This window comes from Polynucleobacter sp. JS-Safj-400b-B2 (genome assembly GCF_018881975.1).
Taxonomy (GTDB): Bacteria; Pseudomonadota; Gammaproteobacteria; order Burkholderiales; family Burkholderiaceae; genus Polynucleobacter.
In genome coordinates, this window is sequence record NZ_JACVPJ010000003.1 from 272,042 (window position 1) to 298,271 (window position 26,230).

The following is a 26,230-nucleotide window of genomic DNA, read 5'->3' on the forward strand; positions in this document are numbered from 1 at the left end:
TTAGCTTGCCTTTCTGTACATGAAGTTTGCGACGATGACGCCAAAACCAAAGAACATGGCTAATGCGACAAAAGAACTTACGGATAACTGCATCATGCCGCTCAGTCCATGTCCACTAGGACAGCCATCAGCTAAGCGAGCGCCAATCATTGCCACGATGCCACCAACAAAAGCAAATACAGCACGCTTTGGAACTGAAGAGCCAAAACGTTTTTCCCATAATGGTGGCAAGCTTTCTAACTTAAAACTGCCATCCATTTTTGAGGAAAGCAATGCGCCAAAGAAGATGCCAATCACCATGAGAAATTGCCAATCAATAACAACTTTTTCTTTTGCGTAATAAACATTTTGTGCAACATAACTGGGGTCTACCACTTGAACTGCTAGACCTGCCGCGCGAACAAAAGTAGTTGATGCCCCCAAATAGGTAGACTTGCCCATATAAATGGTAGTCAGGTATACAGAAACAATAGCCAGTACTCCAACTAAGGCACCTGTCAAATAGGGACTCCACCCTTTAGAGCTAGATGCTCTAGTTTGTTCTGGATTGATCATCGTAAATCCTTATTAGTGATTTGCTTGTTAGCTGTTGGCAAAAGATTACTTAGAACAACTGCCATTGCCACGGCCAGCGCCACAAGAATTGATTCCCAAGATTGGATACATTGGGCAGAACTTAAATAAGCCAGTTGCCAAAGGAATAATTCCAATCCAGCCCCATACGCCAACCACATTGCTTGCGGCTAAACCAACTAAGACCAGTCCAACAGAGATGCGTAGTACGCGATCGATACGGCCAACATTACATTTCATATAACCCCCATTAATTATTATTTTTGCTTTGTTAAGACTATGCTCATAAGCACCAAGCCATTTGATCTATATCAATAACTTGTCTGCATTGAGCGGTGTTACCACCCGAAGGTGGCTTCTACCCACGCTCAACTGATTTATCCGCAGTTTCTGCCCGACATCATTTGCGGGCCATGTCCTGCTGGCAAAGTAATGCCTTTTTCTTTGGCGCGCTTTTCCATCTCTGTATGTGTAGCTGTCATGATTGCTTGCCGCTCTTCTACTGTCTTGGCATCAATCATCTTGTCCATCATGGCCAGTCTTTCGGCAGGAGTCATCAACTCACGCATAATTTTCATGTTGGCGTTTTGCCCCATCATCTGACCTTGCATCATTTGGCCGCGCATCATGCCTGGGCCCATGCCATTACCCATTGGACCTGGCTGAGCATAGGCTACAGCCAATCCAAGACCCATGACAGTGGCAACGCTAATTGCAATTTTGTTTACAGTTTTCATTTTGAATTTCCTATTCATTTAGTTAGTTACAGCAACAACTTGTGCCACTCTTACAAGAACCACTCTTAGCCTTTGCTTGAGGCGATGCATCAGAACTGATCTTTGCGGGATAACCATCCTCTTCTAATGCCGCAATAATCTCTTTTACCTGTTGCGAGATATTGCCTTCAACCTTGACTGCGCCAGAGGCAAGATCTACCTCAACCTTTTGCACCCCAGCAATTGAATTAATGGCTTTTTCAACATGCTTTACGCAAGCACCACAAGTCATTCCACTTACCGTTAAATTGATTGTTTCCATACCAACCTCCTTTGTATGAATTGATTATTCGCTCAATCATCCAAAGAGCGTATGATTTAAATCATATGGACATCTATATTCCTGAACTGCTAAAGGAGCTCCTGCCCAAAGGACTATTGGGGCAATGTCATGCCCATCACTTTGAAAAAGGTGATTACCTTTTCCATCAGGGCAAAAAACCTGAATACATGTTCTTTATTGTTTCGGGCGAAGCTGTTCTTACGAGAATCAGTAGCCATGGAGAGCCCACTACATTACAAAGATGTAAGGGTGGCTTTGTCAGTGAAGCCAGTTTGTTAGTAGATGCTTATCACTGTGATGCTATTGCGACTCACAATGGACAAGCGATCACGCTACCCATTAAATCTTTAAGAGAAGCACTCGCCGATAGCAAGTTCTCAATGAAATGGGTGCAGTTGCTAAGCAAAGAGATCATGCGCCTTCGAACACAATCTGAACGATTGGGACTCAAAGACATTCGCAGTAAATTAATTCATCTGATTGAGACCGAAGGCAAACAAGGCGTATTGACACTTCAGTCTGATTTCAAATCCATGGCTTCAGAGATCGGCGTTACGCATGAGGCGTTATATAGGGCTATCGCCACATTAGAAAAAGAAGGTCTACTAGAAAAACATCCTGATTCCTTGGAATTGCTAAAGAAAAAATAATACTCAAGAGGTAATGTCGTTTAAAACGACATCTCAAGCACCGACCCTAGATGAGTGTCGCTTAAATCGACACTTGACCACTACAGGGATGTCAAATCCCCCGTTCATTAAGCGTCCTTTAAAAGGACGATTCAATATGGAGATATCTGGGAGAAATGGTGACTGACCGCGGCTGACACTAGAGATTCTATGGGCCAACTCTAATGCTTCAAGAATTCTTGGTGGCCCAGGGCGGAATCGACCAGGGCCTAGGATGTCAAATCCTTGAGGCATTAATGGGTATGCCCTTGCTTATTCATTGGCATCTGACCATTCATCATTTTCTGATGTTGCTTGATCATGTCGCCATGCCCATCAGGATGACAAAACTCATGATCCAAGTTATCACTCATTTGATGAGCATTGGTACCTTTGTATCCCAGAATACCTGGATCAAGCATGCCGGCAATCATGGCGATGTGTCCAAAAACCAAGAACAAAGCAACACAGATCGCATGAATTTTTAGCTTACCCATTTGATCTAGTGCTCGATTAACCAAACCGAACTCTTGTAGGGCAATCCAGATCAGCGGTAATCCTGCGATGACATAAGTGCTAACAGCGATTACATCAATCACTGTTCTCCACTCGCCTGCCTGTGTAATAGGAATAATGGCGTTAGTCACAATGTAGTAAATGATCCCAACAAAGTAAACACCCACAGCAATCCCAGAAAAGCGATTGAGGTAATAAACAGCACCATCGAACTTGCGAGTGAAGAGTAGATATAACTCAGTGATAGCTAGGGTTTCGGCCAAAACAATTGGTATGGCCATAAAAATAATTAAATTCCAAGGCTGGTTAACAGCCAATAACTCCATGTAGTGAGTCATGTTCATTGTGTTTCTCCAAAATATAAGCGTGACTAGGTGTCACAAATCAAACTAACTTGTATTACTAAATTAGCCTAGACTTTTGGAGGTTTATAGATAAAGTTGATCATTGGCTGGAGAACCAATAATGAGCCTGTTGAAGGTGGGGCTTGGGTTGAGGCTATCGATAACTCAATACTCAATATTGGAATAACGACTAAGCCTAAACAGCACTGATAACTATCGCCATGGCAAGGTTGATTGGTATTTGTATCGTGAGAATTGCTCACTACCTCATCACAATGATGGGCTGAGTTATCGGCAACAGTAACCTGATGTTGAGCCTGTTCAACCGATAAATCGATAGGCATCACTGCCGCATGAATCAAGCTGGCAAATAGACTAAAGCAAAGGGCGATACATATCCTTCTCATAATTCCATTCTACGCCCTACAAATGAAAAAACCACCCGAAGGTGGTTTTGGTGTTTCTTGGTGGCCCGGGGCGGAATCGAACCAAATCGAGGATGTCCAATCCTATCTTCTATAGCCATCTAATTTCTCGCTCAAAGCCTCAACCGCCTTAGTTAAAGCATAAAGCTCTTTTTCTTTCATCATGTCGATCTTTTGATGAAGTAATTCGATTTCTAGCTCTGCTTTTACATTGACTTCAAAGTCGTTATTGGCATGTTGCCGATCTATCTCTGAGAGTCTATTCTGACTCATCATGATTGCTGGCGCTGTATAAGCCGCTTGAAATGACAGCATTAAATTCAAAAGAATGAAAGGGTATGGATCCCAAACATTGGCACTATTTACAGAGTTATAAGAAATCCAACCCAAAATACAAACGCTTTGAATAATGATGAACTTCCAAGAGCCCACCGTTCTTGCTACCGCATCCGATATTTTTTGCCCAACAGTCAATGGTCCTATGGGTTGCTCGACATGGGCTGTAATTTGGGTCGGCAGTCCTTGGCGATGCCTTTTTCTGTGGGCACGCAAAGCGTCTAAAACTTGAAGTTCTTGATTGGTAGGTATGGCTGTAGTCATGGGGCTCTCCTAGTGTGCTTTCTGTACTCTACGCCCATAAAAGAAAATAGCCCAACAAGTGGGCTATTGAGATTCTTGGTGGCCCGGGGCGGAATCGGCCAGGGCCAGGGTTTCGAGATCCTTAAAGCTACTAATGGCTATCCTGGCTTGAATGTTGCCCATATAAAACAAGTAAAGCCGCTACGACTGGAATGGTAGTGGCAAACATAGCTATTCCCGATCCCGCGAGATTAATCGGAGATGGATCAAGCAAAATAGGTCTCAACATCTGTGGCACTTCAAATATTAGATACAACAAAATGGGTAATAAAAAGAAATTGGGTGTTTTAGGTTTCGATATAAATTCCATTGCCTTAGCACTATTCGCAATCAACCCAACTAATGCCGTAAAGAAACTGGTTAACACAAACCAACCAATAAAATTCTGAAGTGGGACACCAAAGTAAGCGCCTCCATTAGGCCAGACCCACAACCCTCGAACGGTTGATTGAAAGGGGTCATTTGAAAAATCATGAGTAGTCATGGCAAGGGCGGCAAAAATGGCGACGCCTATTAATCTAAGCCCAGTTACCCTGGTTGATAAACCGCCAATCACTGCCCTACCCATAATGAAGCAGGTATAGCCAAGAGGAAAATAAATCAACATAGCCATTGGCGGCACACCTAGAACTAAGGGTCCACTGAGACCTTCTGGGTAGTAATAGAGTCCATACAAAAATTGGAAATTAACGCCAAGTACTTCAGTAAAGTAGCCAGTCAACCAGGTGACAAGAAATATCTTGATGGTAGTCGGCCGTCCCGCCCACATACTGCAGTGGATTAAACATAAAGCAACCGCCATATTTGAAACGGCATATGTGATTAACGGAGAATGATATGAGAACGGATAAAGGCCGGCAATCAAGCAAAGTAATAGCAAGATCCAGCATGTGATTAGCTTCATTTGAGACTCCCCATTGATTAGTTACATTTTTAGCATAGATATATTTCCTAAGGGCCCAAATTAAAAAACCACCCGAAGGTGGTTTTGGTATTTCTTGGTGGCCCGGGGCGGAATCGAACCACCGACACAAGGATTTTCAATCCTCTGCTCTACCGACTGAGCTACCAGGCCAAGACTGAGAATTATAACGAATTGGCTTGGGGTTTCATGAAATTTCCCTGGAGTGCCCTTGAATGACTGATTTTTATGAATCCTTCAGGGCGCGCACCCTGATTAAATGGGCTTTTAGCCTTCACCCTTATTGCGGGAAGTATCAATTCCCAGAGCCTTCAGTTTGCGATACAAGTGTGTTCTCTCTAAGCCCGTGTACTCTGAAATCTTGGTCATGCTGCCGCCCATGATTTGCATTTGATGCTCAAAATACGCTTTCTCAAACAAATCTCTTGCCTCCCTAAGGGGAAGGTCGTAATAGGTTTTTGCAATTCCGCTGATGTGCTCGCCTTCAGCAGGCATATGCGCAGTCTCAACAGCGGCCTGCTTTGGTGCGGTTATTGCGCTTGAACTTGAATGCACGGCTCGCTCTTGTTCTGGCTCTACATACTTCGGAGAACTCTCTAAAGCCTTGCTTACCGTCTTCAAAAGTTTTTGTAAGGCAATTGGCTTTTCTAAAAAGTTGAGCGCACCAATACGCGTAGCCTCAACAGCAGTATCAATTGTTGCGTGGCCAGACATCATCACTACAGGCATCGTGAGCTGACCTGTGTTGGACCACTCTTTTAATAAAGTAATGCCATCTGTATCAGGCATCCAAATATCTAGCAAAACAAGGTCGGGGCGCATTTGCTCGCGAATAGTGCGCGCCTGAATGGCGCTCTCTGCAGAGTAGACGGTATGGCCTTCATCAGTGAGGATCTCATTGAGAAGCTCACGAATTCCCATCTCGTCATCAACCACCAAAATACTAGCCATGCTTAGACTGCCTCTTTTGCTAGATTCATAAACAATATCGACACTTGCGCACCAATTACTTCCTCATTCTGCATACGGTTCCGAATTTCAATTCTGGCGGCATGGTCGTCAATGATTTTCTTGACTACTGCCAAACCCAATCCCGTACCCTTACTTTTTGTAGTTACATAAGGTTCAAATGCCCTTGCCAATATCTTAGCTGGAAATCCAATACCACTATCACTTATTGTTAATCGCACAGCGTTTTGAACTACGCCATTGTGCTCACCATACGGCACTAACTCGGTTTTAACCTCTACAGGACTGCTAGGACGAGGTCCTTCTAGCGTGGCATCTTGGGCATTTTGTAATAAGTTATGAATAACTTGTCTTAGCTGCGTAGGGTCGCCCATGATTTCTGGGCAATTTGGATCTAACTGTGTTTTCAAGGGGCTGCCCTCATAAAGACCCAAAATCTCAGAGGTAAGTGTATTGATAGAAACTGGTTTTAGTTGTGGTGTTGGCGTCTTCGCAAAATCTCTGAAATCATTCACCATTTCTTTCATGGCTTGCACTTGTCCAATAATGGTTTCGGTGCTGCGATTGATCATTTCTTCTTGTTCTGGACTCAACTTGCCTGCAAGCTTATGCTGCAATCTTTCGGCTGAGAGCTGAATTGGCGTTAAGGGGTTCTTAATTTCATGCGCAAGGCGTCTTGCTACCTCGCTCCAAGCAATTGATCTCTGCGCGCTTACAACGTCTGTAATGTCATCAAAAACGACCATGCGCAAATCACCCGTAAGCTCTGTGCCGCGCACAAACAAGGTAACGCCTAATTCGTTTTCAAATTCATTCGTACTATGTAATTGAATTTGTTTTTGCCATACCGGCGCAGTGTTTTGCGTAGATTTTTGCTCGCCCTCGCCAACTACTGCAAGCTTCATGGTTGCAAAGCCCTCTCTAATAGCCCCCTCAAATTCCTGCAATGCAGGGTTGCTACTAAGGGGTTTGCCATCAAGGTGGGTGAGGTCTTGTTTAAAGATTCTGTCTGCACCTGCATTGCTAGATACAACGTTGTAATTTTTATCAAAAATACATACACCTGCAGTAAGACTTCCCAATACACGCTCTAAGAACGCCTTGGATTCTTGCAAAGATGAACGGGTATCTGCCAACTGCCTAGTCATGACATTAAATTGCCGCGTAAGCATACCCAGCTCATCGCCAGTATCCAACTCTGGCTTAGGCGACAAATCACCCTGCGCAACTGCCTGGGTACCTCTTAAAAGCATCAACAGGGGTCGAGCAAGCTGCCTGCCCAGCATGAGGGCCAAAGTAATCGCCACGAATACCGCAAAGAAAAGGGTCAGCGTTAATGTGCCCACAAACATCTTACGTAGACCAGTGCGTCCCAAAGCCTTCTCTTGATACTCGCTATATGCAGATTCAACTGCATAGATGTTTTTAGCTAAGGGCGCCGGAATGTAACGCACCAGCTGCAAGAAATACTTGTCTTCTACCTCTTTGCCAGAATCTAGTTTGCTATTAATGGGCTTTTTACGAACAATCGGAACAATGGCTCTAATTCGATAGCCACGCTGCCCGCCATCCATCTCAATTTGATCTAGAAAGGTGACACCCTTCTTCTTAAATGCCTCTGCAACTACCTCGGCACTAGGTGCAGGGAAGTATTTTTTTGGCTTTACCTCACTGGTTAAGATCAAAGTGCGCTGCATATTAAAAAGGCTGACCTCTTGAATGCCAAATTGATTGCGAATTTTCATAACGGTGGCAGCAACCTGCTCAGACGTCGTGCCCGAAGGAGTTTGCACAATCTGTTCGGCAATGAAGTTTCCCTCACCCAAAATCTCTTCTTGGGCCACCCGTAAAGTAACGCGCCCCAACTCCAAGCCTGAGTTAAGGGCCGTCTCTACTTTGACGTCAAACCAAGTCTCAATACTGCGAGACACGAACTGTAATGAAACGCCATACAAAATTAAACCCGGAACAATTCCAACCAAAGCAAAAATCATGGCTAACTTTGCTATTAAACGCGTACCGAAGTGCCCTCGATACCATCGCACGGCAATTACAACCACCAAAATCAAGATAACTAAAGTTAGGCAAATTCCAATCACCACATTTGCGGCGTATAACCAAATAAAGTAATTATCAAAGAATTCTGTGTTGGATGAGGCAATTGCCAATAGAACTAAAAGCAATAAAGCAAAGGCGCCAATTATTCCGATCGTGACTGGAATAATTTTTTTGCTCCAAGCCTTGGATGTAAAAAAGCCTGGGTCCAGCATGGCCGCTATCGATATCATCGCTTGATTAGATTAGGGCCAGTAGAGGAAAATGGAAAACGATACCAATCGCTTGAAACATTCCAATCGCGATTGTTGAGCGCATTTACTTGGAATGGTTTTGGTAGCTTGCTGAGATCCAGGTTCATGCGCATACTGGCTGTATACGATTTGCTTGGGTCTAGTTGAGAGCCTTCCATGACTCGCCATCCACCAATACTGCCCACTGCTTGCAATGCCTCAGACATCGTTTTGGCAGAAAAAGTAAATCCTTCTGAAGCAATCCGATACTGCTGTGTCAGTGGCTGATAAGACAAGCGTGTTTGCCTTTGTACTAAGGCAGGTTTTTCATCAAACCAATACCAGCGCGATCTTGTTAAATCAAACTCCGTTTGGAAATATAAGACCACACCTTTTTGGACAGCATCCTCCAATCCTGGGGATAACTCAATCTGAAAAGAAGCATTAAGAAGCCAGTCGCTATCCACCTTCTCTAACTCAAAGGATTTAAGCTTGATGCCTTCTGCACTAACGGTTGTTGAAAAAATACCCAACACCATCAAGAACAAAAAGAGAAATTGTTTAATGCTTCGGCTCATGGCCTATTTTTTCTTAAACAAAGCATAGTAAAAACCGTCATTTAGCTCACCAGGCAAAAGCTGACCTGGAGCGCCTAATCGTACCGCATCGGGATGTTGCTCAGCAAACCAGATTGCCTGCTCCTCCCCCTCCTCAGGAAATATTGAACAAGTGACGTATAAAAGATCGCCCCCAACTTTGAGCATTTTCCATGCTTGCTGCAAAATCGCTCGCTGTCTTTCTTGAAGGGCCTTGATATCTGCTTCGCGCCTGAGAAAAGGAATATCGGGGTGGCGAGAGACTATTCCAGAGGCTGAACAGGGGGCATCCAGCAGAATTTTGTCAAAAAGAATGCCATCCCACCATGCACCTTTTGAGGCATCTCCGCGCAAAACTTGTACCTTTTCAGAATGCAAGCGCAGACGATCTAAGTTGCCCCCAATTTTCCCGATCCGCTCGCCATCTAACTCTAGCGCTCTCATTGAACAATCTGCGAGCTCCAATAGATGCGCTGTTTTTCCACCAGGAGCAGCGCAAGCATCAAGCACCAAGTCTCCCCCCTGAGGGTTTAATAAGACTGCAGCTAGCTGAGCGCCCGCATCCTGAACAGATACGGCGGCGCTATAAAAACCAGGTAGGTCAGATACGGGCACTGCTTCAGGCAATAAGAGGGCCGAATTTAATTGAATGCCCGCCAATTCATCTATTGGCTTAGATGAAATTCCACTCTCAGATAACAGAGATTGATATTGCTCACGAGTGTATTGCGTTTGATTGACGCGCAAAATTAATGGCGCGCGCTTGGCTTGTTGAAACAAAATCGATTGCCACATCTTGGAATAATTGCGCTTGAGATTTACTCGCCACCAAGCCGGCACATACATTGGGATTGGATCGGGTGGAAAACGTTTCTCGCCCTCTGGCGGCTGAACCAATAGACTTACCTTGCGCAGAACTGCATTCACTAAACCTTTGGCATACATAGTGGGGTCATATTCGCCGCATGCCTTCACCGACTGATCAACAATCGTATGCGCTGGATAACCTTTGCCCTCGGTTGTGTCTTGTAAAAATAAAGCAATTGCAACACTTAACAAATGATCCACCTCGGGAGGCGGCGTCTTTGGAATAAATTGCTTAATCAACTCATGTGAGCGCACCCATTTGCGAAGAGCATCGAAGGTCAAGCTCTGAACAATCGGCCGCTCATGGGCTTCTAGTTGGTCCAAAACTTCCGTGAGCGATCTTCCGCTCATCACCTCGCTAATGGCTTGTGCAGCAATTGTGATTGCTTCAGAAAGCGGGAGACTGCGTGGTGTTTTTTGATCAGTCAAATTAATTTGCTCCGGGATAAGTCCCGTTTTTAGCCATACTCATTAAGCGTGCTACGCGCTCTTCAGTAGGTGGGTGAGTAGAAAAAAGTTGCGCAAGACCGCCGCCACTTAAGGGATTGAGAATCATCATCTGTGCCGTTTCAGGATGTTGTTCAACTGCTTGAAACGGAATGCCTTGCGCATAGTTATGAATCTTCTCCAATGCATGTGCGAGCGCCTCGGGATCAGCGCTGATTTCTGCACCGCCTCGATCAGCCTCATACTCTCTTGCACGCGAAATACTCATTTGAATCAAGCTCGCGGCTATCGGCGCCAAAATTGCTACCATCAAGCTAGCAATTGGATTATTGGGGCGACCCTCTGAATCTCTCCCGCCAAAGAACATAGCAAAGTTAGCCAATGCCGAAATGGCTCCGGCCATAGTAGCCGCAACAGTCGAAATCAAAATATCACGATGACGAACATGCGCTAACTCATGCGCCATTACGCCACGCAATTCACGGTTAGAGAGAATTTTCAGGATACCTGTGGTTGCAGCAACAGAAGCATTATCTGGATTGCGCCCGGTTGCAAACGCATTAGGAGCATCCTCGTCAATCAGGAATACTTTGGGCATTGGTAGGCCAGCCTTCTCCGATAGCTCTTTAACTAGGCCATAAAACTGGGGTGCCGATCTTTCGTCAACCTGCTGCGCATTGGTCATTTTTAAGACCATAGTGTCAGAAAACCAATAACTAAAAAAGTTCATGCCAACAGCCATGAGCAATCCCAGCAACATGCCCTGCTCGCCACCTAACATACCACCAACCACAATAAATAGAGCGGTAATCGCCGCCATCAAAACAGCAGTCTTTGCAAAATTAAACATCTCTACTCCTTTGCTTCAAAGCGCAACAATTTTTCACCACCGCCCATCGACTGCAGGCACGTTTTGGCATCTATTTTTTTTCCACCAGGTTTTTGCATTTCAAAAACCTCGAGAACCCCTTCACCACACTGAATATATACGCCATTACTGCTAAACCCCAGGACATCGCCTGCATTGCCGAATGGGCTTACAGCTTGATTTTCTGCAAGCCTGGAGCTCCAAAACTTTATTGCGGTCCCATTGCAATTGCTGCTTGCCCCTGGAAAGGGATTAAAAGCTCGAATGCGTTGATCAATTTCTTTAGCGCTTAGCGCCCAATTAATCTCGGCCTCGCTCTTCAGAATTTTTTCAGCGTAGGTAATGCCATTTGTTTCTTGTGGCACTCGAGTTAGTTTTTTATCTTGCTGTAAGTCGTTTAAAACATCAACAATGAGCTTAGAGCCGAGGTGTGCCAATCGATCATGCAAGCTTGTACTATTTTCATCTTTAGCAATTTCAATATCTGCAACTAATACAACATCTCCAGTATCTAAGCCGGCATCCATTTGCATAATGCAAACACCCGTTTTTAAATCGCCTGATTCAATGGCTCGCTGAATTGGTGCAGCGCCTCGCCAACGAGGCAGCAATGAGGCGTGAATATTAAAGCTGCCGTATCTACCAGCCCTCTCGCTAATGTTTAAAATTTCTTGGGGCAAGATCAAGCCATAAGCAACCACTACCATGGCATCAAACTCAATTGAGGATAGGCTCTCATAAGCAACCTGTGCCTGAGTTTGTTTTTGTGAATCGCTACTGTTACGCCTCAAGGTTTCTGGCTGCATCACCGGAATACTATTTTGCAAGGCAAACTCTTTAACGGGGCTGAGTTGCAAGTGCATACCTCTGCCAGCGCGACGATCAGGCTGCGTTAAAGCTAACACGATTTCATGGCCAGCATCAAAGATTGCACGCATTGCTTGTGCAGCAAACTCAGGGGTTCCAGCAAAGACAATTTTCATTGGTGCGCTTAGCGCTGACTCTCTAACTCTTTAGCGCGCTTCTTCATTTTTTGCGAGATACGAGTTCTTTTAAGTATTGATAAATACTCAACAAATACTTTTCCTTGCAAATGGTCTAACTCATGCTGAAGACAAACAGCCAACAATCCATCGGCAGTGATTTCAAATTCTTTGCCATCAACGTCCAAAGCCTTCACTCGGATCTCAGACGGTCTTTCAACTTCGTCATAAAAATCAGGAACCGATAAACAGCCTTCACGCCATGCCTTAGTTTCAGGACTTGCCCAAATAATTTCCGGGTTTATGAAAACCATCAATTCATTTTGTTCGTCAGATACATCAATCACCACGATGCGCTCATGAACATCTACCTGAGTTGCCGCCAGACCAACACCTGGTGCCTCATACATAGTCTCTGCCATATCAGTAACAATTTTCTGAATACGCGCATCAACCTTGGCAACAGGTTTGGCAACCTTGTGCAAGCGGGGATCTGGATAACAAAGGACGGTTAATAAAGCCATATAAGAATTATCCAACAGAGCTATCAGTCTGTCCTGATTGCTCTAATTTCCCCACAAGACAAAATTGTTTTATGCAAATATCACCCAAGCCAAAACCCGTTACCCGAATCGATCGTGGAAGCCCTCACTACCCACATCGTCTCCAGGATTTATACGATCCCCCAGCCTCACTCTATATATATGGCGATATTGGCCTTTTAAAGATGCCGATGATTGCCATCGTAGGCTCTAGAAACGCCAGTCAAGAGGGCCTGAAAAATGCCCGCCTATTTGCACAAGCGCTCTCAAAAACAGGTGTGATGATCGTTTCTGGCCTTGCAAAAGGCATTGATAGCGCCGCCCACCAAGCTACGATTGAGATTGGGCCCAATCATTTCACCACAGCCATACTGGGTAACGGCCTAGATGTTGTTTACCCCCGTCAAAACATTGCTCTGTCCAAAGCCATTAGCCAGCAAGGCCTCTTGATATCAGAATTTCCCTTAGGGGTAGGGCCAAAACCCTGGCATTTTCCGAAGCGCAATCGCATTATTGCTGCGCTCTCAGTGGGTGTGGTGGTGGTAGAGGCGGCAGAAAAATCGGGATCCTTAATTACTGCTCGCTTAGCTGCAGATCTCGGCAGGGAGGTTTTTGCGCTTCCAGGGCCTATCCATAGCGTCAATTCTGCTGGCTGCCATCTGCTTATTCAGCAAGGGGCGAAGTTAGCTTTTAGACCGAACGATGTTCTTGAAGAACTTTGTTTTTAAGCAAGAACCTGCATTTAAATGGCCTAGAAGAGGGTTTTATGCTAAAAACTCCTGATTTCAACCCTCCCAAAACAAGCAAAAAATAGGGGTTTTTGGACTTTTATCAATTTATCGGTTAATAATAAAAAAGGGGTAAGTGATTGGTCAGGCCTGATTTTGGTTTAAATTGGCCATCCGTTTTATCCCAAAAAACATCATTTCTAGCTCAAATTTAGGCAAAACGCGTGGCAACTAAAGCAACTACCAAAAAAAGTATCTCAAAGACCCCCACCGTGGATCAACCTAAGGCGCTCATCATTGCGGAGAAGCCCTCTGTTGCCAATGACATTGCCAAGGCCTTGGGCGGCTTTACGAAGTATGAAGATTATTTTGAGAGTGATGAATTCTTAATTTCTTCTGCAGTGGGTCATTTATTAGAAATTGCCGCCCCTGAAGAGTTTGATGTAAAACGTGGCAAATGGTCCTTTGCTAATTTGCCTGTAGTGCCCCCTTACTTTGATTTGCGTCCAATCGCAAAAACTGAGTCGCGCCTCAAGGTCCTTCAAAAACTCATTAAGCGCAAAGATGTTACCGGCCTCATTAATGCCTGCGACGCAGGGCGCGAGGGTGAATTAATTTTCCGTTTAATTGCGCAACATGCAAAAGCATCGCAATCCATTAAACGTCTGTGGCTGCAATCGATGACGCCGGCAGCAATTCGCGAAGGCTTTACGAACTTGCGTACCGATGAAGATATGAAGCCGCTTGCTGATGCTGCACGTTGCCGCTCAGAGGCAGACTGGTTGGTCGGCATTAATGGTACGCGTGCTATGACAGCCTTTAATAGCAAGAGTGGCGGTTTCTTCTTAACAACCGTAGGCCGCGTACAGACTCCAACCCTTTCTATTGTGGTTGAACGTGAAGAGCTGATACGTAAGTTTGTTTCTAAAGACTATTGGGAAGTAAAGGCTGAATTTATCGCCGCTGCTGGCATCTATGAAGGCCGTTGGTTTGACCCGAAATTTAAAAAAGATGTTGCAGAACCCGATGCGCGTGAGAACCGTCTGTGGAGCGAAGCAGCAGCACAAAGCATTGTGGCGGCATGTCGCGGCAAAAAAGCAAACGTCACCGAAGAAGCCAAGCCTGCCACACAGCTTGCCCCTCAATTATTTGATTTAACGAGCTTGCAACGTGAGGCAAATGCACGCTTTGGTTTCTCTGCAAAAAATACATTGGGTCTTGCACAAGCTTTATACGAACGCCACAAGGTATTAACCTACCCGCGTACCGATGCAAAAGCGCTGCCAGAGGACTACCTCGATACCGTCAAGCAAACCATGGAAAATCTTGCTGAACATTCGCAAGACTATCGTGCCTTTGCTAAGCAAATTCTTAAAGGTGATCCAAAAGATCCGAAAGCTAAAGCAGGCTATGGCTGGGTCAAACCAAACAAACGAATTTTTGATAACTCTAAAATTTCTGATCACTTTGCGATTATTCCAACTTTAGAAACGCCCAAGAACTTAAGTGAACCTGAGGCCAAGCTATACGACTTGGTAGTGCGTCGCTTCTTGGCAGTGTTTTATCCTGCTGCAGAGTTTCGCGTGACAACACGCATTACCGAGGTTTCTGGGCATCACTTCAAAACCGAGGGTCGCGTTCTTGTAAACCCTGGTTGGTTAACCGTGTACGGCAAGTCCATTCAAGCAGATGATGAGCTGGTTCCGGTTCAAGAGGGCGAGTCAGTGCAAACAGAATCTATTGCCGCCGTACCTTTAAAAACCAAACCTCCTGCACGCTATACAGAAGCAACCTTGCTCTCTGCGATGGAAAGCGCCGGGAAATGGGTTGATGATGATGAGATGCGCGAAGCCATGGCTGAAAAAGGCTTGGGTACCCCTGCAACACGTGCTGCGATCATTGAAGGTTTGCTGGCTGAAAAATACATGGTGCGTGAAGCCCGTGAACTCATTCCAACTGCAAAAGCATTTCAGCTAATGACATTATTGCGCGGCCTTGACGTAGAAGAACTAACGCGTCCTGACCTAACCGGTAGCTGGGAAAATAAGCTGTCACTCATCGAGCAGGGCAAGATGAATCGTGACACCTTCATGCAAGAAATTGCACAAATGACTCAACGTATAGTCAAACGCGCCAAAGAATACGATAGCGATACTATTCCTGGCGACTATGCCACAATGACCACGCCATGCCCACACTGTAAGGGTCCGGTTAAAGAGAACTATCGCCGCTTTGCTTGTGAAAAGTGTGGTTTTACTATCAGCAAGACACCTGGCGGACGCGCCTTTGAATATCCTGAGGTTGAAGAGTTATTGAGTGAGAAAACTATCGGGCCTTTACAAGGATTCCGCAGCAAAATGGGGCGCCCATTCGCTGCCATTATTAAGTTAAGCGAAATACCAGAGGACGATAAAGATTATCCGAATGCTGGCTTTAAGCTTGAGTTTGATTTTGGTAATGCACAAGACGACGAAACGGAAGCTGTTGATTTTACGGGACGCTTGGCATTGGGTGTCTGTCCAAAGTGCTCTGGTGCAGTGTATGAAGATGGCATGCGTTACGTTTGTGAGAACAATACTGGCCCTAGTAAGTCATGTGATTTCAAAACTGGAAAAGTCGTTTTACAGCAAGAGGTTTCAGCAGAGCAAGTTCAGAAATTATTGAAAGAAGGCAAGACAGATCTTCTGACAAACTTTAAGTCAAACCGCACTGGGCGTGGCTTTAAGGCCTATTTGGCCTTGGATTCTACTGGGAAAATTGGTTTTGAATTTGAGGCCAAAGCCCCTAAAGCTGAAGGTGCTGCTCCCGCAAAGAAACGTGCTGGCGCTAGCGCTGCTACCAAATCTGCAGCTAAACCAAAGCGCGCAAGCAAAGCAAAATCATCCTCTAGTAGCTGAGCTGTAATCAGCTTAGCCGCTAGAGCGGACCACAAAATCCCTCGCGACCCTAGGGCTGTGGCTAAAAATATTCCTGATCGCTGAGTAAGTGCGCCAATAATTGGCAAACGATCACCTGCGACACAGCGAACACCAACAAATTCTCCAGCCTTTGTTAATGAAGCAAGATCGCCATCTGGATAGCTCAATAAGCTCCTCGCTTGCTCGCGATTGAAGTCATCACTCGCCTCTCTGGGGGCAAGATCGTCCTCACCTTCATCAAAGCTTGAGCCAACAATCCATTGATAGCTACCGTCATCAAGCCGTTTGGCAGGCAAGCAATACCCATCACCGGAGATGCCAACTTTGGGTAGCTTTTCGATCCAAGGGCTACCTTCTGAATCTTCTTTGATCTTAAAAATACTCAGTTGGCCGCGTACCGGCCTTAAGGGCAGACGAATACCAATAGTGCCCATTAAGGCTTTGGCCTCCATGGCGCAAGCCACCACAACCTTATTTGCTATAGCGATCATTTGACCTGAAGCGTTGAGTAAATGCCATCGATTGCCGTGAGCCTCTAGATGCTCAACTCGCGCACTCCACAGACAGGTTAGACGCTCATGATCTTGTAACAAGCGCTTGCTTGCTTCAGGCAAATTTAAGCCGGCGCCGCGCGGCAACCAAACTCCGCTTTGCTTAATTCCACAAACTTTTGCTGCCTCTTGAGCATCCATGGCAATAGCCATGTCTTGATCCAATCCCAATGAGAGAAGAAGGCTCGTTACTTCTGCATGATCAAAAGTTTTATCTTTTTTAGTCGGCTGAAATATTCCATGCTGCTGCCAAACATTTTTCCAGCGCGCTTCGGCCAGCAAGAATGCAATGCGCGTTAAGCGCAGTAAGCGCGGTGCGCCTTTGCCAATATGGGGATGTGCAATGGCGTATGAATGGCTTGAGCAGGCGGTAGCTGGGGCAGGGGCGGCATCAATAATACAAACAGCTTTGCCGCGCTCGAGCAATTCATTTGCAATTGCTGCGCCACAAATGCCCGCCCCAATCACCACTATGTCATGGTGTTGGGGTTCGGTCATTGAATAGATCTAGATAAAACCTTGGTTGCTACTAAAGGCTTTAATGGCTTAAGCATTCAAGCGTTGTTCGATCTTAGAACGAGTTTCTTTCATCTCTTTTGGTAAACGATCGCCAAGGTGTTCAAACAATTCTGTATGAAGCTTGAGCTCGTTTTTCCAATCATCAACCGCAACGTGAATTGCTTTTGCAAACTTCTCTGCAGAGTAGTCGAGGCCATTCCACTGAAGGTCAGCATGCTCTGGGCAGATGCCAAATGGTGTTTCTTTACCACTTGCCTTGCCTTCTGCACGACCCAAAATCCAAGAAAGAACGCGCATGTTTTCACCAAAGCCAGGCCATACGAACTTGCCATTCTCATCTTTGCGGAACCAGTTCACACAGTAGATCTTTGGCAATACTGCGCCTTCGGCCTCAAGCTTCTTACCAATATTGAGCCAATGCTGGAAATAGTCACTCATGTTGTAACCAGCAAATGCAATCATTGCAAATGGGTCACGACGTACAACGCCAATTTGCCCTGTAATTGCTGCAGTAGTTTCTGAACCCAACGTTGCAGCCATGTAAACGCCCTCAACCCAATCACGCGCCTCGCTAACCAAAGGCACTGTATTTGAGCGGCGACCACCAAACAAGAATGCATCAATTGGAACACCTGCAGGATCGTCCCAATTTGGATCAACCGCTGGGTTGTTGGTTGCAGCAACTGTAAAGCGTGAGTTTGGATGTGCAGCCTTGCGTCCAGCAACTCCATCAGCAGGAGTCCAGTCTTTGCCTTGCCAATCAATCAAATGTGCTGGAGGTGTTTCAGTCAAGCCTTCCCACCAAATATCACCATCATCAGTCAAACCAACGTTAGTGAAAATCACATCCTGGTTAAGAGAGTCGATACAGTTTTGGTTTGTTTGACGGTTTGTTCCTGGAGCCACGCCAAAGTAACCAGACTCTGGGTTGATTGCAAACAAACGGGTTTTACCAGTAACAGGGTCTTTGCGTGGTTTGATCCATGCAATGTCATCGCCAATGGTGGTTACTTTCCAGCCCTCAAATCCTGCCGGAGGAATCATCATGGAGAAGTTTGTTTTGCCACATGCAGATGGGAATGCAGCTGCGATGTGATATTTCTTACCCTCGGGTGAGGTTACGCCCAAGATCAACATATGCTCAGCTAACCAACCTTGCTCACGACCCATGTTCGAAGCGATGCGCAGCGCGAAACATTTTTTACCCAACAATGCGTTGCCGCCGTAGCCCGAACCAAATGACCAAATCTCGCGAGTTTCTGGGTAGTGAACAATATATTTGTTCTTATTGTTAGGCCATGCAACATCTTTTTCGCCAACAGCTAAAGGCTTACCAACCGTGTGAATGCAAGGAACAAACTCACCGTCAGCACCCAGCTGATCAATCACCGCTTTACCCATACGAGTCATGAGACGCATATTGATGGCAACGTAAGGACTGTCAGACAATTCAACGCCGATGTGAGCAATTGGCGAGCCAATTGGGCCCATTGAAAACGGCACCACATACATTGTTCTACCGCGCATGCAACCATCAAACAGTGGGTTCAATGTTGCGCGCATTTCGCTTGGCTCTACCCAATTATTAGTTGGGCCAGCATCTTCTTTCTTTGCCGAACAAATAAATGTGCGATCCTCAACACGCGCCACATCCTCGGGATCAGATAACGCTAAAAATGAATTTTTACGTTTAGCAGGGTTAAGCCGCTTAAATACACCCGCTTTAACCAACAACTCGCATAGCTCGTCGTACTCGGCTTGCGAACCATCACACCAGTGAATAGCATCTGGTTTGGTAAGGGCGGCTACTTCGCCAACCCATTCAATTAAACGTTTGTTTTTTACGTAAGCTGCCGCATTTACATTAGTCTGGCCGCCGGTTGTTGAAGTCATATATTTCCCTATGAAGATTAAATTTTAATCTTTCGATTTTAACATTTTGGTCATATTTTCGGTGTAACGACAACACAGAGCAAACCCTTTACTTACCAATACAGAATTGGCTGAAGATTTTGCCCAAAAGATCATCTGGAAGGAGTTTTCCGGTAATTTCACCGAGGTGTTTTTGGGCCAAAGAGAGCTCTTCTGCGAATAATTCGAGTGAATTGTTGCCATTTGCTGCAAATTGCTCTGATTTTTCAATGTGCTCGGCTGCTCGCTCAATACAGTCCAAATGCCTTCTGCGGGCCAAAATAGCACCTTCTTGAGGTCCGGACCAGCCCACAAACTCCAAAATCCTCCGCTTTAACTCCTCAATTCCAACCCCGGTTTTAGCGGAAATTAATAAAGCCTCATCTTTTGCTATTTTTGACGACTCCTGCAGCAAATCTGCCTTATTAATAACCTCGAGTACCGCGCATTTTGGGGATAATTCTTTCAAAATCTGGGTTTTTAGGTCGTCTTGTTGCGCGCCCATCTGAGAATCAGTCAAAAAAATTACTACATCCGCCAAGCGGATGGCATCCCATGACCTCTCAATACCCTTTGCCTCCACAACATCCATCGTATCGCGCAAGCCTGCCGTATCAATAATGTGCATAGGCACGCCTTCGATGGTGATGCTTTCCTTAACACGATCTCGGGTTGTTCCTGCTATAGGGGTAACAATAGCCACATCCTCTCCAGCCAAGCGATTCAGAAGGGAACTTTTTCCAACATTGGGCGCCCCAGCAAGTACCAGCTGAATACCATCACGCAGAATTTTTCCTTGCTTGGCGCCCGCGCGCAGGGCCTGTAATTTTTCCTTGACTGCAGCTAGGCGCTGACGTGCCTGCGCGTTTTCTAAAAATTCGATTTCTTCTTCAGGGAAGTCCAAGGTGGACTCAACCAATATGCGAAGTTGGGTGATTTCTTCAATCAAATTATTGATGTCATCAGAAAAAGCGCCCTGCAAGGAGCGCGCCGCGCCGCGCACAGCAGCCTCGCTTTGCGCATCAATTAAATCGGCAATTGCCTCTGCCTGAGTTAAGTCAATCTTGTTGTTTAGATAAGCGCGCAGGGTAAATTCACCCGGCTCTGCAATAACTAGCCCCTCAACTTTGCCTAGCTCGAGGCAACGCTTCATCACCAACTCAAGAAGCTGGGGGCCGCCATGACACTGAAGCTCTAAAACATCTTCACCCGTAAAGGATGCGGGGCCAACAAAGAAAATTGCAATGAGCTGATCAATGGCTTGACCATGTTCATCACACAAGGTTAAAAGATTCGCCTGTCTTGGGGAAAGTTTTTTTTGAAAGAGGGCGCTTGCAAGCCCACTCAAATTTTGTCCGCTGATACGAACAACGCCGACGCCAGCTTTGCCGGGTGCAGTAGCGACAGCAATGATTGGCAACTTTCTCGTCATCATTGCTGTCTACTTATTACAAGCTTTTATGTGGCACGCAAATTACTTAGCGGGCTTTTTTCCAAACATCTGATTAATCTGCCACTGTTGTGCGATAGACAGAAGGTTATTAGTAACCCAATATAAAACCAAGCCAGCAGGAAAGAAAAAGAACATGATTGAAAAGACAATCGGCATGTACATCATTACTTTTGCCTGAATTGGGTCTGGTGGTGTTGGATTCAACTTAGTTTGCACAAACATGGAGACAGCCATAATGACCGGCAAAATGTAATACGGATCAGGCACTGAAAGATCGTGAATCCACAAAATCCATGGCGCTCCACGCATCTCTACTGAAGACAATAAAACCCAATACAAAGAAATAAATACTGGGATCTGGATGACGACCGGCAAGCAACCACCCACTGGGTTGATTTTTTCCTTGCGATACATCTCCATCATTGCCTGATTGAGCTTTTGCGGTTCACCCTTGTATTGCTCCTTCATAGCCACTAGGCGCGGCTGCACCTCCTTCATGCGAGCCATTGACTTGTAACTTGCGGCCGATAGGGGGAAGAACGCCAGCTTAATTAATATGGTCAACAGGATTATTGACCAGCCCCAATTACCAACATAACCATGAATTTTTTCTAGCAACCAGAAAATAGGTTTGGCTATGATTGTGAGGTAACCATAATCTTTGAGCAATTCAAAGCCTGGAGCGATCGTCTCCAAAACTTTTTCCTCTTGAGGTCCAATAAATAATCTGGCTTTTTCTACAACAGTTGATCCTGGTGCAACCACACCAAGTGGTGTTTGAATACCAATGCGATACAAGCCATTGTCTATTCTTCCAGCATAAATGTCCCGCGTATCTTTGTCCCCTGGAATCCAGGCGCTAGCAAAATAGTGTTGCACCATGGCGACCCAAGCAGGCTCACCAGCAGCAACTTGCGTTGGAATGGTAATTTTATTTTTATCTATTGCTGAGAATTCGAGCTTATTGAACTTTTCTTTATCTGTATAGGCTGCGGGTCCAGTAAAAGTGCTGGCTGAGAAGGCGCCACCAAATGGGCCAATTTTTTGCTCTTGCGTAGCATCGCGCACAATTTCTGTGTAAAGAACAATGGGGTTTGGGTTGTTTGTTGTTTGTGTAACGCGATGGCCAACATCAACAACATAACTGCCAGGATTTAGGATGAAAGTTTTTTCAAGTTTGACGCCATTACGCTCGCTAGCAAAAATAGCAAATGGCCTGCCGGAACCATCTTTTCCTGACTCTACCAATTTGAATGTACTTGTGTGATTTGGAAGATCGTTATTGTTTAAAGAAATTAAACCGGAGCGTGCAAAGTATTTGTGTGTCGGGGTGTATTGAAAGAGTTCGACTGGGTTTTTCTCGGCAGTTAACTCCTTTAACAACCTGGCATCAGTTACGTTTGCTCCGCTAGAGCTGATTTCAAGCGCTAGAACGTCATTTTGTAGGGTGAATTTTTCTGCGTTTTCAATGGCCCCACCATTTACAACTGGGGTTATGGCAACCACTGGGGATCCTGAGATTTGGGTAGGCACATCAACCTTGTTGCTCGAAGCGGCCTTATCCGCAACTACCGCGGTGCTTGCTGGTGCTCCACCAAACAAGGACGGCTTGCCTTCATGAACCTGCCAATTGTTGTAGAGCATGAGACCCGACATCGAGAATACTGCCCAAAGAATTGTTTTTTTAAAGTCCATTTACATTCACTTAAGTTGGTGTATTGTATCTTTTACAGCAGGATCATAACCGCCGTGTGACCATGGGTTACAGCGCAAAATGCGCCACACCGTCAGCCCAAAGCTTTTAATGAGTCCGTAGTGACTAAAGCAGTCACAAGCATATTGCGAACAACTGGGTACGTATTTGCAGCGCATCCCCAAATAAGGGCTTAAGGCTAGTTGATATATCTTTACTAACCTTATAGCCACATTATTTAAGGTGCGCACCTTAAATTAGCCCCGAAATCTGAGAGCGCAAAATTTCTTTTTCTTTTTTTCTGAGTCTGCCTCGAGTCTCACGGCCAATTGGTTTTTTAAGCTTAACCACAACATCTTTATTTAATGTGTTGGCTTGAGCCGTCCAAACCAATTCGCGGATCATCCGCTTTAGGCGATTTCGATCAACCGCTCTTTTGGCTAACTTCTTTGCTACCGCAACACCCAAGTCAGGCTTAGCGCCCTCTTGAATAGAGGCAGCATACATTCCCCAATATAAACTTGTTTTGGGGCGTGCTTTTAGTAATTCAGAAATCCTTGCGCTATTCAATGGCTAAATTAAACAGCCAAACGCTTGCGGCCTTTTGCACGACGTGCATTTAAAACTGCGCGTCCGCTCTTGGTTTTCATGCGAATACGGAAACCGTGTGTGCGCTTGCGACGGGTTACTGAGGGTTGGTAAGTTCTTTTCATGTTCGATCCCTGGAAAACCAAGTATTTTCCTTGTTGCAGAGCAAAAGGTCAATCCATCTTGACGAATATGTAGGTGTTTTTCTCTATTTTTTTATAAATTACTCTTAAATCATTAATTTAAATAGAGATTTTCTTATTATTCACAAGTTATCCACAGCTTTTCCACGTTTTTGTTGCTTGTGGATAACTTTGGAGCATCGCTACAATGGATCCTCCAAAAATATGAGCAACTTACACAATCCCCCCGCCTTGAATTCAATTAGCCCACTGGGGTTTTGGGATGATGCCATTGGCACCCTGTCCCGCGAACTGTCACCCCAACAGTTTAAAACATGGATTCAGCCCCTTACGCTATTGTCTTTTATTGAAAGTGATGACTTACTAACAATAGGAGCCCCCAATCGTTTTAAGCTAGATTGGACCAAAAAGACTTTTGCTGACCGATTCCAAGAGTTGGCCTCCCAGTACTTTGGGCGCCCTATTAATGTCGGTTTTACTTTGGCTGTTGAGGGTGGCGCCACAAACCCAACACCCGCCACAGATATAGGTGAGCCTATACAAAAACCGGTCTTGGTCGAGTCTGTAGAGCCCAGCATTTCAGTTGAAGAAAATGCTTTCGAGATAGAAGACCATTCCAAACTCAACCCAAACCTTACTTTTGATACTTTTGTAACTGGTAAAGCCAATCAATTAGCCAGGGCGGCATCCATTCAGGTGGCGCACAACCCCGGCACATCCTATAACCCAATGTTTTTGTATGGCGGCGTTGGATTGGGTAAGACGCACTTGATTCACGCTATTGGGAACCACCTCTTAAAAGAGAAGCCAAGCGCCCGAATTCGTTACATTCATGCCGAACAGTATGTTTCAGACGTAGTCCGAGCCTACCAACAAAAGGCTTTTGACCGTTTTAAGCGCTACTATCACTCGCTGGATTTGTTATTAATTGATGATATTCAGTTCTTTAGCGGCAAATCTAGAACTCAAGAGGAATTTTTCTACGCCTTTGAGGCACTGCTGAGTAATAAAGCTCAGGTCATTATTACTAGCGACACCTACCCCAAAGAGATGGCGGGAATAGATGATCGCCTCATTTCACGCTTTGATTCGGGCTTAACGGTTGCGATTGAGCCGCCCGAGCTAGAGATGCGTGTAGCTATTTTGATGAAAAAGGCTATTAGTGAGGGCATTCCCATGAGTGAGGATGTTGCATTCTTTGTTGCTAAGCACTTGCGTTCAAATGTTCGCGAGCTAGAGGGGGCCTTGAGAAAGATTTTGGCTTTTGTGCGCTTTCACGGCCGTGAGGTAACGATTGATGTTGCTAGAACAGCCCTAAAAGACTTGTTGTCTATACAAAATCGGCAGATTTCGGTAGATAACATCCAAAAGGCGGTTGCCGATTTTTACAGCATCAAGGTGGCCGATATGTACTCCAAAAAGCGTCCGGCAAACATTGCTAGACCGCGCCAGATCGCCATGTTTATGACCAAGGAGCTCACACAAAAGAGCCTTCCTGAGATCGGTGAGCTGTTTGGCGGAAGAGACCACACAACCGTTTTACACGCTGTTCGTAAGATTGCGGATGAGCGAGCTCATGATGGACAGTTGAATCACGAAATTCACGTTATCGAGCAGACCTTAAAAGCGTAAATTTTGGGTGTGGATAGGTTTGTGGACAATCCTAGGGATAAGTTTGGGGATTAGTTGTGGATAAATTGTGGAAAGACTCGGCTTCATGCAAAAATAGGGTATTAAAGAAAAGTTATCCCCTTTTTATGCAATGCTTATACAAAAGTTTTCCACAGGTTTTTTAGCCTTCAATGTGTTGTTTTATAAAGGGTTTTTGACTTATCCACGGAATTTCAAGCCCTTATTACTATTACTACTAAGATATATACAAGGATTTAAAAGCAATGCAACTCGTTAACACTTCTCGCGATAGCCTACTAAAACCCCTTCAGGTTGTTAGTGGAATTGTTGAACGTAGACACACACTGCCAATTTTGGCAAACCTGTTATTCAAAAAGGTTGGAGAGAAGGTCTCATTTATCTCAACTGATATTGAAATTCAAATCACAACCAACGCGAATTTTGGTGTTGGTACTGAAGACGTTACAACCACTGTTGCTGCAAGAAAATTGTTAGACATCTTGCGTGCTTTACCAGAAGGCCCGGTATCTTTAAACCTTAAAGATAACAAGATGGTTGTTCAAAGCGGTAAGAGTCGATTCTCTTTGCAAACATTATCGGCAACGGAGTTTCCGGTAATGCAAAGTGTTGGTGAGGTCACAGCTGCTTGGAAGATGTCGCAAAAAAGTTTCCGTCAATTAATCAGCCAAGTTCATTTTTCAATGGCTCAGCAAGACATTCGTTACTACTTGAACGGTATGTTATTGGTGATTGAAGGTAAGGAAGTGGTTGCTGTAGCAACCGACGGACATCGTCTTGCTTACTCACAAGTTGAGTTGACTGAAGCGCCATCTGGTTCTGGTCAAAAGCAAGAAATTATTATTCCTCGTAAAACGATTCTAGAGTGCCAGCACTTGCTTGAAGACTCTGAGGAGTCTTTAGAAATTAGTTTGACCGCAAACCAGGTGAAATTTTCATTTGGTGATATCGAATTAATTTCAAAATTAGTTGAAGGTAAATTCCCAGATTTCCAACGAGTAATTCCTAAAGGGCAAAAGAATTCGCTGGTGGTTGGGCGCGACGCGTTGCAATCTGCACTTCAGCGTGCCGCTATTTTGACAACAGATAAATTTAAGGGTGTGCGTTTTTCTTTGTCCCCTAATCGCATCACAATTCAATCAACCAATGCCGAACAAGAAGAGGCTCAAGAAGAGATTGAAACTGAATATGCGGGCGATTCTGTAGAGATTGGATTTAACGTCAGCTATTTGCTAGATGTTTTGTCAAACCTCAAAAATGAAAAAATTCAAATTAGTTTGGGTGATGCAAACAGTAGCGCTGTGATTACTCTGCCTGGCTCAGAGAGCTTCAAGTATGTTGTGATGCCAATGCGTATTTAACTTAGAAAA

The 26,230-nt window shown here is 45.1% G+C and carries 26 protein-coding genes, 1 tRNA gene and 1 pseudogene; 5 read left to right on the plus strand and 23 right to left on the minus strand.

All coding sequences use genetic code 11. The features are described from left to right. The 4 genes from ICN48_RS05220 to ICN48_RS05235 form a co-directional block, all read right to left on the minus strand. Nucleotides 1–555: a YeeE/YedE thiosulfate transporter family protein gene (locus ICN48_RS05220; RefSeq protein ID WP_216152638.1), complete on the minus strand. Its 555-nt coding sequence runs from the start codon at nucleotides 553–555 to the stop codon at nucleotides 1–3. A gap of 45 nt (nucleotides 556–600) precedes the next feature. Continuing rightward, complete coding sequence (locus ICN48_RS05225; RefSeq protein ID WP_096673115.1) at nucleotides 601–813, minus strand: DUF2892 domain-containing protein; 213 nt, start codon at nucleotides 811–813, stop codon at nucleotides 601–603. A 137-nt stretch (nucleotides 814–950) separates the two neighbouring features. After that, complete coding sequence (locus ICN48_RS05230; protein WP_215293394.1) at nucleotides 951–1,310, minus strand: hypothetical protein; 360 nt, start codon at nucleotides 1,308–1,310, stop codon at nucleotides 951–953. Between the two features lie 22 nt (nucleotides 1,311–1,332). Next, nucleotides 1,333–1,611, minus strand: a complete 279-nt coding sequence (locus ICN48_RS05235) for a heavy-metal-associated domain-containing protein (protein WP_096673119.1) — start codon at nucleotides 1,609–1,611, stop codon at nucleotides 1,333–1,335. A 65-nt stretch (nucleotides 1,612–1,676) separates the two neighbouring features. Here ICN48_RS05235 and ICN48_RS05240 point away from each other — a divergent pair, with 65 nt between their 5' ends. Then, nucleotides 1,677–2,282: a Crp/Fnr family transcriptional regulator gene (locus tag ICN48_RS05240; protein ID WP_215307312.1), complete on the plus strand. Its 606-nt coding sequence runs from the start codon at nucleotides 1,677–1,679 to the stop codon at nucleotides 2,280–2,282. 272 nt (nucleotides 2,283–2,554) lie between these two features. On the opposite strand, the gene ICN48_RS05245 is transcribed toward ICN48_RS05240, so the two are convergent. The 12 genes from ICN48_RS05245 to def all read right to left on the minus strand — a co-directional run bounded on the left by ICN48_RS05245 (nucleotide 2,555) and on the right by def (nucleotide 12,688). Next, nucleotides 2,555–3,160, minus strand: a complete 606-nt coding sequence (locus ICN48_RS05245; protein ID WP_216152639.1) for a DUF6803 family protein — start codon at nucleotides 3,158–3,160, stop codon at nucleotides 2,555–2,557. A gap of 68 nt (nucleotides 3,161–3,228) precedes the next feature. Continuing rightward, nucleotides 3,229–3,567: a hypothetical protein gene (locus ICN48_RS05250; protein WP_216152640.1), complete on the minus strand. Its 339-nt coding sequence runs from the start codon at nucleotides 3,565–3,567 to the stop codon at nucleotides 3,229–3,231. A gap of 102 nt (nucleotides 3,568–3,669) precedes the next feature. Continuing rightward, nucleotides 3,670–4,185 (minus strand): DUF1003 domain-containing protein, encoded by a 516-nt coding sequence (locus tag ICN48_RS05255; RefSeq protein ID WP_216152641.1) that lies wholly within the window; start codon nucleotides 4,183–4,185, stop codon nucleotides 3,670–3,672. A 130-nt stretch (nucleotides 4,186–4,315) separates the two neighbouring features. Then, complete coding sequence (locus ICN48_RS05260; RefSeq protein ID WP_215275080.1) at nucleotides 4,316–5,128, minus strand: carotenoid biosynthesis protein; 813 nt, start codon at nucleotides 5,126–5,128, stop codon at nucleotides 4,316–4,318. Nucleotides 5,129–5,223: 95 nt separating this feature from the next. Continuing rightward, nucleotides 5,224–5,299, minus strand: a tRNA-Phe gene (locus ICN48_RS05265). A gap of 114 nt (nucleotides 5,300–5,413) precedes the next feature. Continuing rightward, nucleotides 5,414–6,097, minus strand: a complete 684-nt coding sequence (locus ICN48_RS05270) for a response regulator (RefSeq protein WP_216152642.1) — start codon at nucleotides 6,095–6,097, stop codon at nucleotides 5,414–5,416. A gap of 2 nt (nucleotides 6,098–6,099) precedes the next feature. After that, nucleotides 6,100–8,403 (minus strand): ATP-binding protein, encoded by a 2,304-nt coding sequence (locus ICN48_RS05275; protein WP_216152643.1) that lies wholly within the window; start codon nucleotides 8,401–8,403, stop codon nucleotides 6,100–6,102. After that, nucleotides 8,400–8,981 (minus strand): DUF4390 domain-containing protein, encoded by a 582-nt coding sequence (locus ICN48_RS05280; protein WP_255539473.1) that lies wholly within the window; start codon nucleotides 8,979–8,981, stop codon nucleotides 8,400–8,402. Before ICN48_RS05280 ends, ICN48_RS05275 begins: the two co-directional genes overlap by 4 nt. 3 nt (nucleotides 8,982–8,984) lie before the next feature. Then, entirely contained in the window at nucleotides 8,985–10,295 is a 1,311-nt protein-coding gene (gene rsmB, locus ICN48_RS05285; RefSeq protein ID WP_216152644.1) for a 16S rRNA (cytosine(967)-C(5))-methyltransferase RsmB, read from the minus strand. A gap of 1 nt (nucleotide 10,296) precedes the next feature. After that, nucleotides 10,297–11,163, minus strand: a complete 867-nt coding sequence (gene htpX, locus ICN48_RS05290) for a zinc metalloprotease HtpX (protein WP_216152645.1) — start codon at nucleotides 11,161–11,163, stop codon at nucleotides 10,297–10,299. A gap of 2 nt (nucleotides 11,164–11,165) precedes the next feature. After that, nucleotides 11,166–12,164 carry a methionyl-tRNA formyltransferase gene (fmt, locus tag ICN48_RS05295; RefSeq protein ID WP_216152646.1) on the minus strand — a complete coding sequence of 333 codons (999 nt, stop codon included), beginning with the start codon at nucleotides 12,162–12,164 and terminating at the stop codon, nucleotides 11,166–11,168. A gap of 8 nt (nucleotides 12,165–12,172) precedes the next feature. After that, nucleotides 12,173–12,688: a peptide deformylase gene (gene def, locus ICN48_RS05300; RefSeq protein ID WP_216152647.1), complete on the minus strand. Its 516-nt coding sequence runs from the start codon at nucleotides 12,686–12,688 to the stop codon at nucleotides 12,173–12,175. A gap of 71 nt (nucleotides 12,689–12,759) precedes the next feature. On the opposite strand from def, the gene dprA reads away from it, so the two are divergent. Continuing rightward, complete coding sequence (gene dprA, locus ICN48_RS05305) at nucleotides 12,760–13,434, plus strand: DNA-processing protein DprA (RefSeq protein WP_216152648.1); 675 nt, start codon at nucleotides 12,760–12,762, stop codon at nucleotides 13,432–13,434. 224 nt (nucleotides 13,435–13,658) lie between these two features. After that, the gene (locus tag ICN48_RS05310) at nucleotides 13,659–16,331 is read left to right on the plus strand and encodes a DNA topoisomerase III (RefSeq protein ID WP_370624153.1); all 2,673 of its coding nucleotides are present in this window, start codon (nucleotides 13,659–13,661) and stop codon (nucleotides 16,329–16,331) included. Between the two features lie 59 nt (nucleotides 16,332–16,390). Here the strand turns inward: ICN48_RS05310 and mnmC are convergent. From mnmC to rpmH, 7 genes and pseudogenes are all read right to left on the minus strand, one after another. Then, nucleotides 16,391–17,401: pseudogene (gene mnmC / locus ICN48_RS13835) on the minus strand (FAD-dependent 5-carboxymethylaminomethyl-2-thiouridine(34) oxidoreductase MnmC); the annotation flags it as partial. A gap of 48 nt (nucleotides 17,402–17,449) precedes the next feature. Next, nucleotides 17,450–19,315, minus strand: a complete 1,866-nt coding sequence (locus ICN48_RS05315; protein WP_216152649.1) for a phosphoenolpyruvate carboxykinase (GTP) — start codon at nucleotides 19,313–19,315, stop codon at nucleotides 17,450–17,452. A gap of 88 nt (nucleotides 19,316–19,403) precedes the next feature. Continuing rightward, entirely contained in the window at nucleotides 19,404–20,765 is a 1,362-nt protein-coding gene (mnmE, locus tag ICN48_RS05320) for a tRNA uridine-5-carboxymethylaminomethyl(34) synthesis GTPase MnmE (protein ID WP_216152701.1), read from the minus strand. 42 nt (nucleotides 20,766–20,807) lie between these two features. Further along, the gene (gene yidC, locus ICN48_RS05325) at nucleotides 20,808–22,481 is read right to left on the minus strand and encodes a membrane protein insertase YidC (RefSeq protein WP_216152650.1); all 1,674 of its coding nucleotides are present in this window, start codon (nucleotides 22,479–22,481) and stop codon (nucleotides 20,808–20,810) included. 6 nt (nucleotides 22,482–22,487) lie between these two features. After that, nucleotides 22,488–22,730 carry a membrane protein insertion efficiency factor YidD gene (gene yidD, locus ICN48_RS05330; protein WP_216152651.1) on the minus strand — a complete coding sequence of 81 codons (243 nt, stop codon included), beginning with the start codon at nucleotides 22,728–22,730 and terminating at the stop codon, nucleotides 22,488–22,490. A gap of 1 nt (nucleotide 22,731) precedes the next feature. Then, nucleotides 22,732–23,049, minus strand: coding sequence for a ribonuclease P protein component (gene rnpA / locus ICN48_RS05335; protein ID WP_216152652.1), 318 nt, complete (start codon nucleotides 23,047–23,049; stop codon nucleotides 22,732–22,734). 8 nt (nucleotides 23,050–23,057) lie between these two features. Beyond that, on the minus strand, nucleotides 23,058–23,192 hold the full coding sequence (gene rpmH / locus ICN48_RS05340; protein WP_011903922.1) for a 50S ribosomal protein L34: 135 nt from the start codon (nucleotides 23,190–23,192) through the stop codon (nucleotides 23,058–23,060). Nucleotides 23,193–23,414: 222 nt separating this feature from the next. Here rpmH and dnaA point away from each other — a divergent pair, with 222 nt between their 5' ends. Together dnaA and dnaN are read left to right on the plus strand one after the other, a co-directional pair. Further along, nucleotides 23,415–24,842 carry a chromosomal replication initiator protein DnaA gene (gene dnaA, locus ICN48_RS05345; RefSeq protein WP_216152653.1) on the plus strand — a complete coding sequence of 476 codons (1,428 nt, stop codon included), beginning with the start codon at nucleotides 23,415–23,417 and terminating at the stop codon, nucleotides 24,840–24,842. Nucleotides 24,843–25,105: 263 nt separating this feature from the next. Further along, nucleotides 25,106–26,221 (plus strand): DNA polymerase III subunit beta, encoded by a 1,116-nt coding sequence (dnaN, locus tag ICN48_RS05350; protein ID WP_216152654.1) that lies wholly within the window; start codon nucleotides 25,106–25,108, stop codon nucleotides 26,219–26,221. The last annotated feature ends 9 nt before the right edge of the window (nucleotides 26,222–26,230 follow it).

What these genes read in the sequence shown, in the direction of transcription:
- ICN48_RS05220 (WP_216152638.1), bottom strand. Translation starts at nt 555, where the DNA reads ATGATCAATCCAGAACAAACTAGAGCATCTAGCTCTAAAGGGTGGAGT.
- ICN48_RS05225 (WP_096673115.1), bottom strand. Translation starts at nt 813, where the DNA reads ATGAAATGTAATGTTGGCCGTATCGATCGCGTACTACGCATCTCTGTT.
- ICN48_RS05230 (WP_215293394.1), bottom strand. Translation starts at nt 1,310, where the DNA reads ATGAAAACTGTAAACAAAATTGCAATTAGCGTTGCCACTGTCATGGGT.
- ICN48_RS05235 (WP_096673119.1), bottom strand. Translation starts at nt 1,611, where the DNA reads ATGGAAACAATCAATTTAACGGTAAGTGGAATGACTTGTGGTGCTTGC.
- ICN48_RS05240 (WP_215307312.1), top strand. Translation starts at nt 1,677, where the DNA reads ATGGACATCTATATTCCTGAACTGCTAAAGGAGCTCCTGCCCAAAGGA.
- ICN48_RS05245 (WP_216152639.1), bottom strand. Translation starts at nt 3,160, where the DNA reads ATGAACATGACTCACTACATGGAGTTATTGGCTGTTAACCAGCCTTGG.
- ICN48_RS05250 (WP_216152640.1), bottom strand. Translation starts at nt 3,567, where the DNA reads ATGAGAAGGATATGTATCGCCCTTTGCTTTAGTCTATTTGCCAGCTTG.
- ICN48_RS05255 (WP_216152641.1), bottom strand. Translation starts at nt 4,185, where the DNA reads ATGACTACAGCCATACCTACCAATCAAGAACTTCAAGTTTTAGACGCT.
- ICN48_RS05260 (WP_215275080.1), bottom strand. Translation starts at nt 5,128, where the DNA reads ATGAAGCTAATCACATGCTGGATCTTGCTATTACTTTGCTTGATTGCC.
- ICN48_RS05270 (WP_216152642.1), bottom strand. Translation starts at nt 6,097, where the DNA reads ATGGCTAGTATTTTGGTGGTTGATGACGAGATGGGAATTCGTGAGCTT.
- ICN48_RS05275 (WP_216152643.1), bottom strand. Translation starts at nt 8,403, where the DNA reads ATGATATCGATAGCGGCCATGCTGGACCCAGGCTTTTTTACATCCAAG.
- ICN48_RS05280 (WP_255539473.1), bottom strand. Translation starts at nt 8,981, where the DNA reads ATGAGCCGAAGCATTAAACAATTTCTCTTTTTGTTCTTGATGGTGTTG.
- htpX (WP_216152645.1), bottom strand. Translation starts at nt 11,163, where the DNA reads ATGTTTAATTTTGCAAAGACTGCTGTTTTGATGGCGGCGATTACCGCT.
- fmt (WP_216152646.1), bottom strand. Translation starts at nt 12,164, where the DNA reads ATGAAAATTGTCTTTGCTGGAACCCCTGAGTTTGCTGCACAAGCAATG.
- def (WP_216152647.1), bottom strand. Translation starts at nt 12,688, where the DNA reads ATGGCTTTATTAACCGTCCTTTGTTATCCAGATCCCCGCTTGCACAAG.
- dprA (WP_216152648.1), top strand. Translation starts at nt 12,760, where the DNA reads ATGCAAATATCACCCAAGCCAAAACCCGTTACCCGAATCGATCGTGGA.
- ICN48_RS05315 (WP_216152649.1), bottom strand. Translation starts at nt 19,315, where the DNA reads ATGACTTCAACAACCGGCGGCCAGACTAATGTAAATGCGGCAGCTTAC.
- mnmE (WP_216152701.1), bottom strand. Translation starts at nt 20,765, where the DNA reads ATGACGAGAAAGTTGCCAATCATTGCTGTCGCTACTGCACCCGGCAAA.
- yidC (WP_216152650.1), bottom strand. Translation starts at nt 22,481, where the DNA reads ATGGACTTTAAAAAAACAATTCTTTGGGCAGTATTCTCGATGTCGGGT.
- rpmH (WP_011903922.1), bottom strand. Translation starts at nt 23,192, where the DNA reads ATGAAAAGAACTTACCAACCCTCAGTAACCCGTCGCAAGCGCACACAC.
- dnaA (WP_216152653.1), top strand. Translation starts at nt 23,415, where the DNA reads ATGAGCAACTTACACAATCCCCCCGCCTTGAATTCAATTAGCCCACTG.
- dnaN (WP_216152654.1), top strand. Translation starts at nt 25,106, where the DNA reads ATGCAACTCGTTAACACTTCTCGCGATAGCCTACTAAAACCCCTTCAG.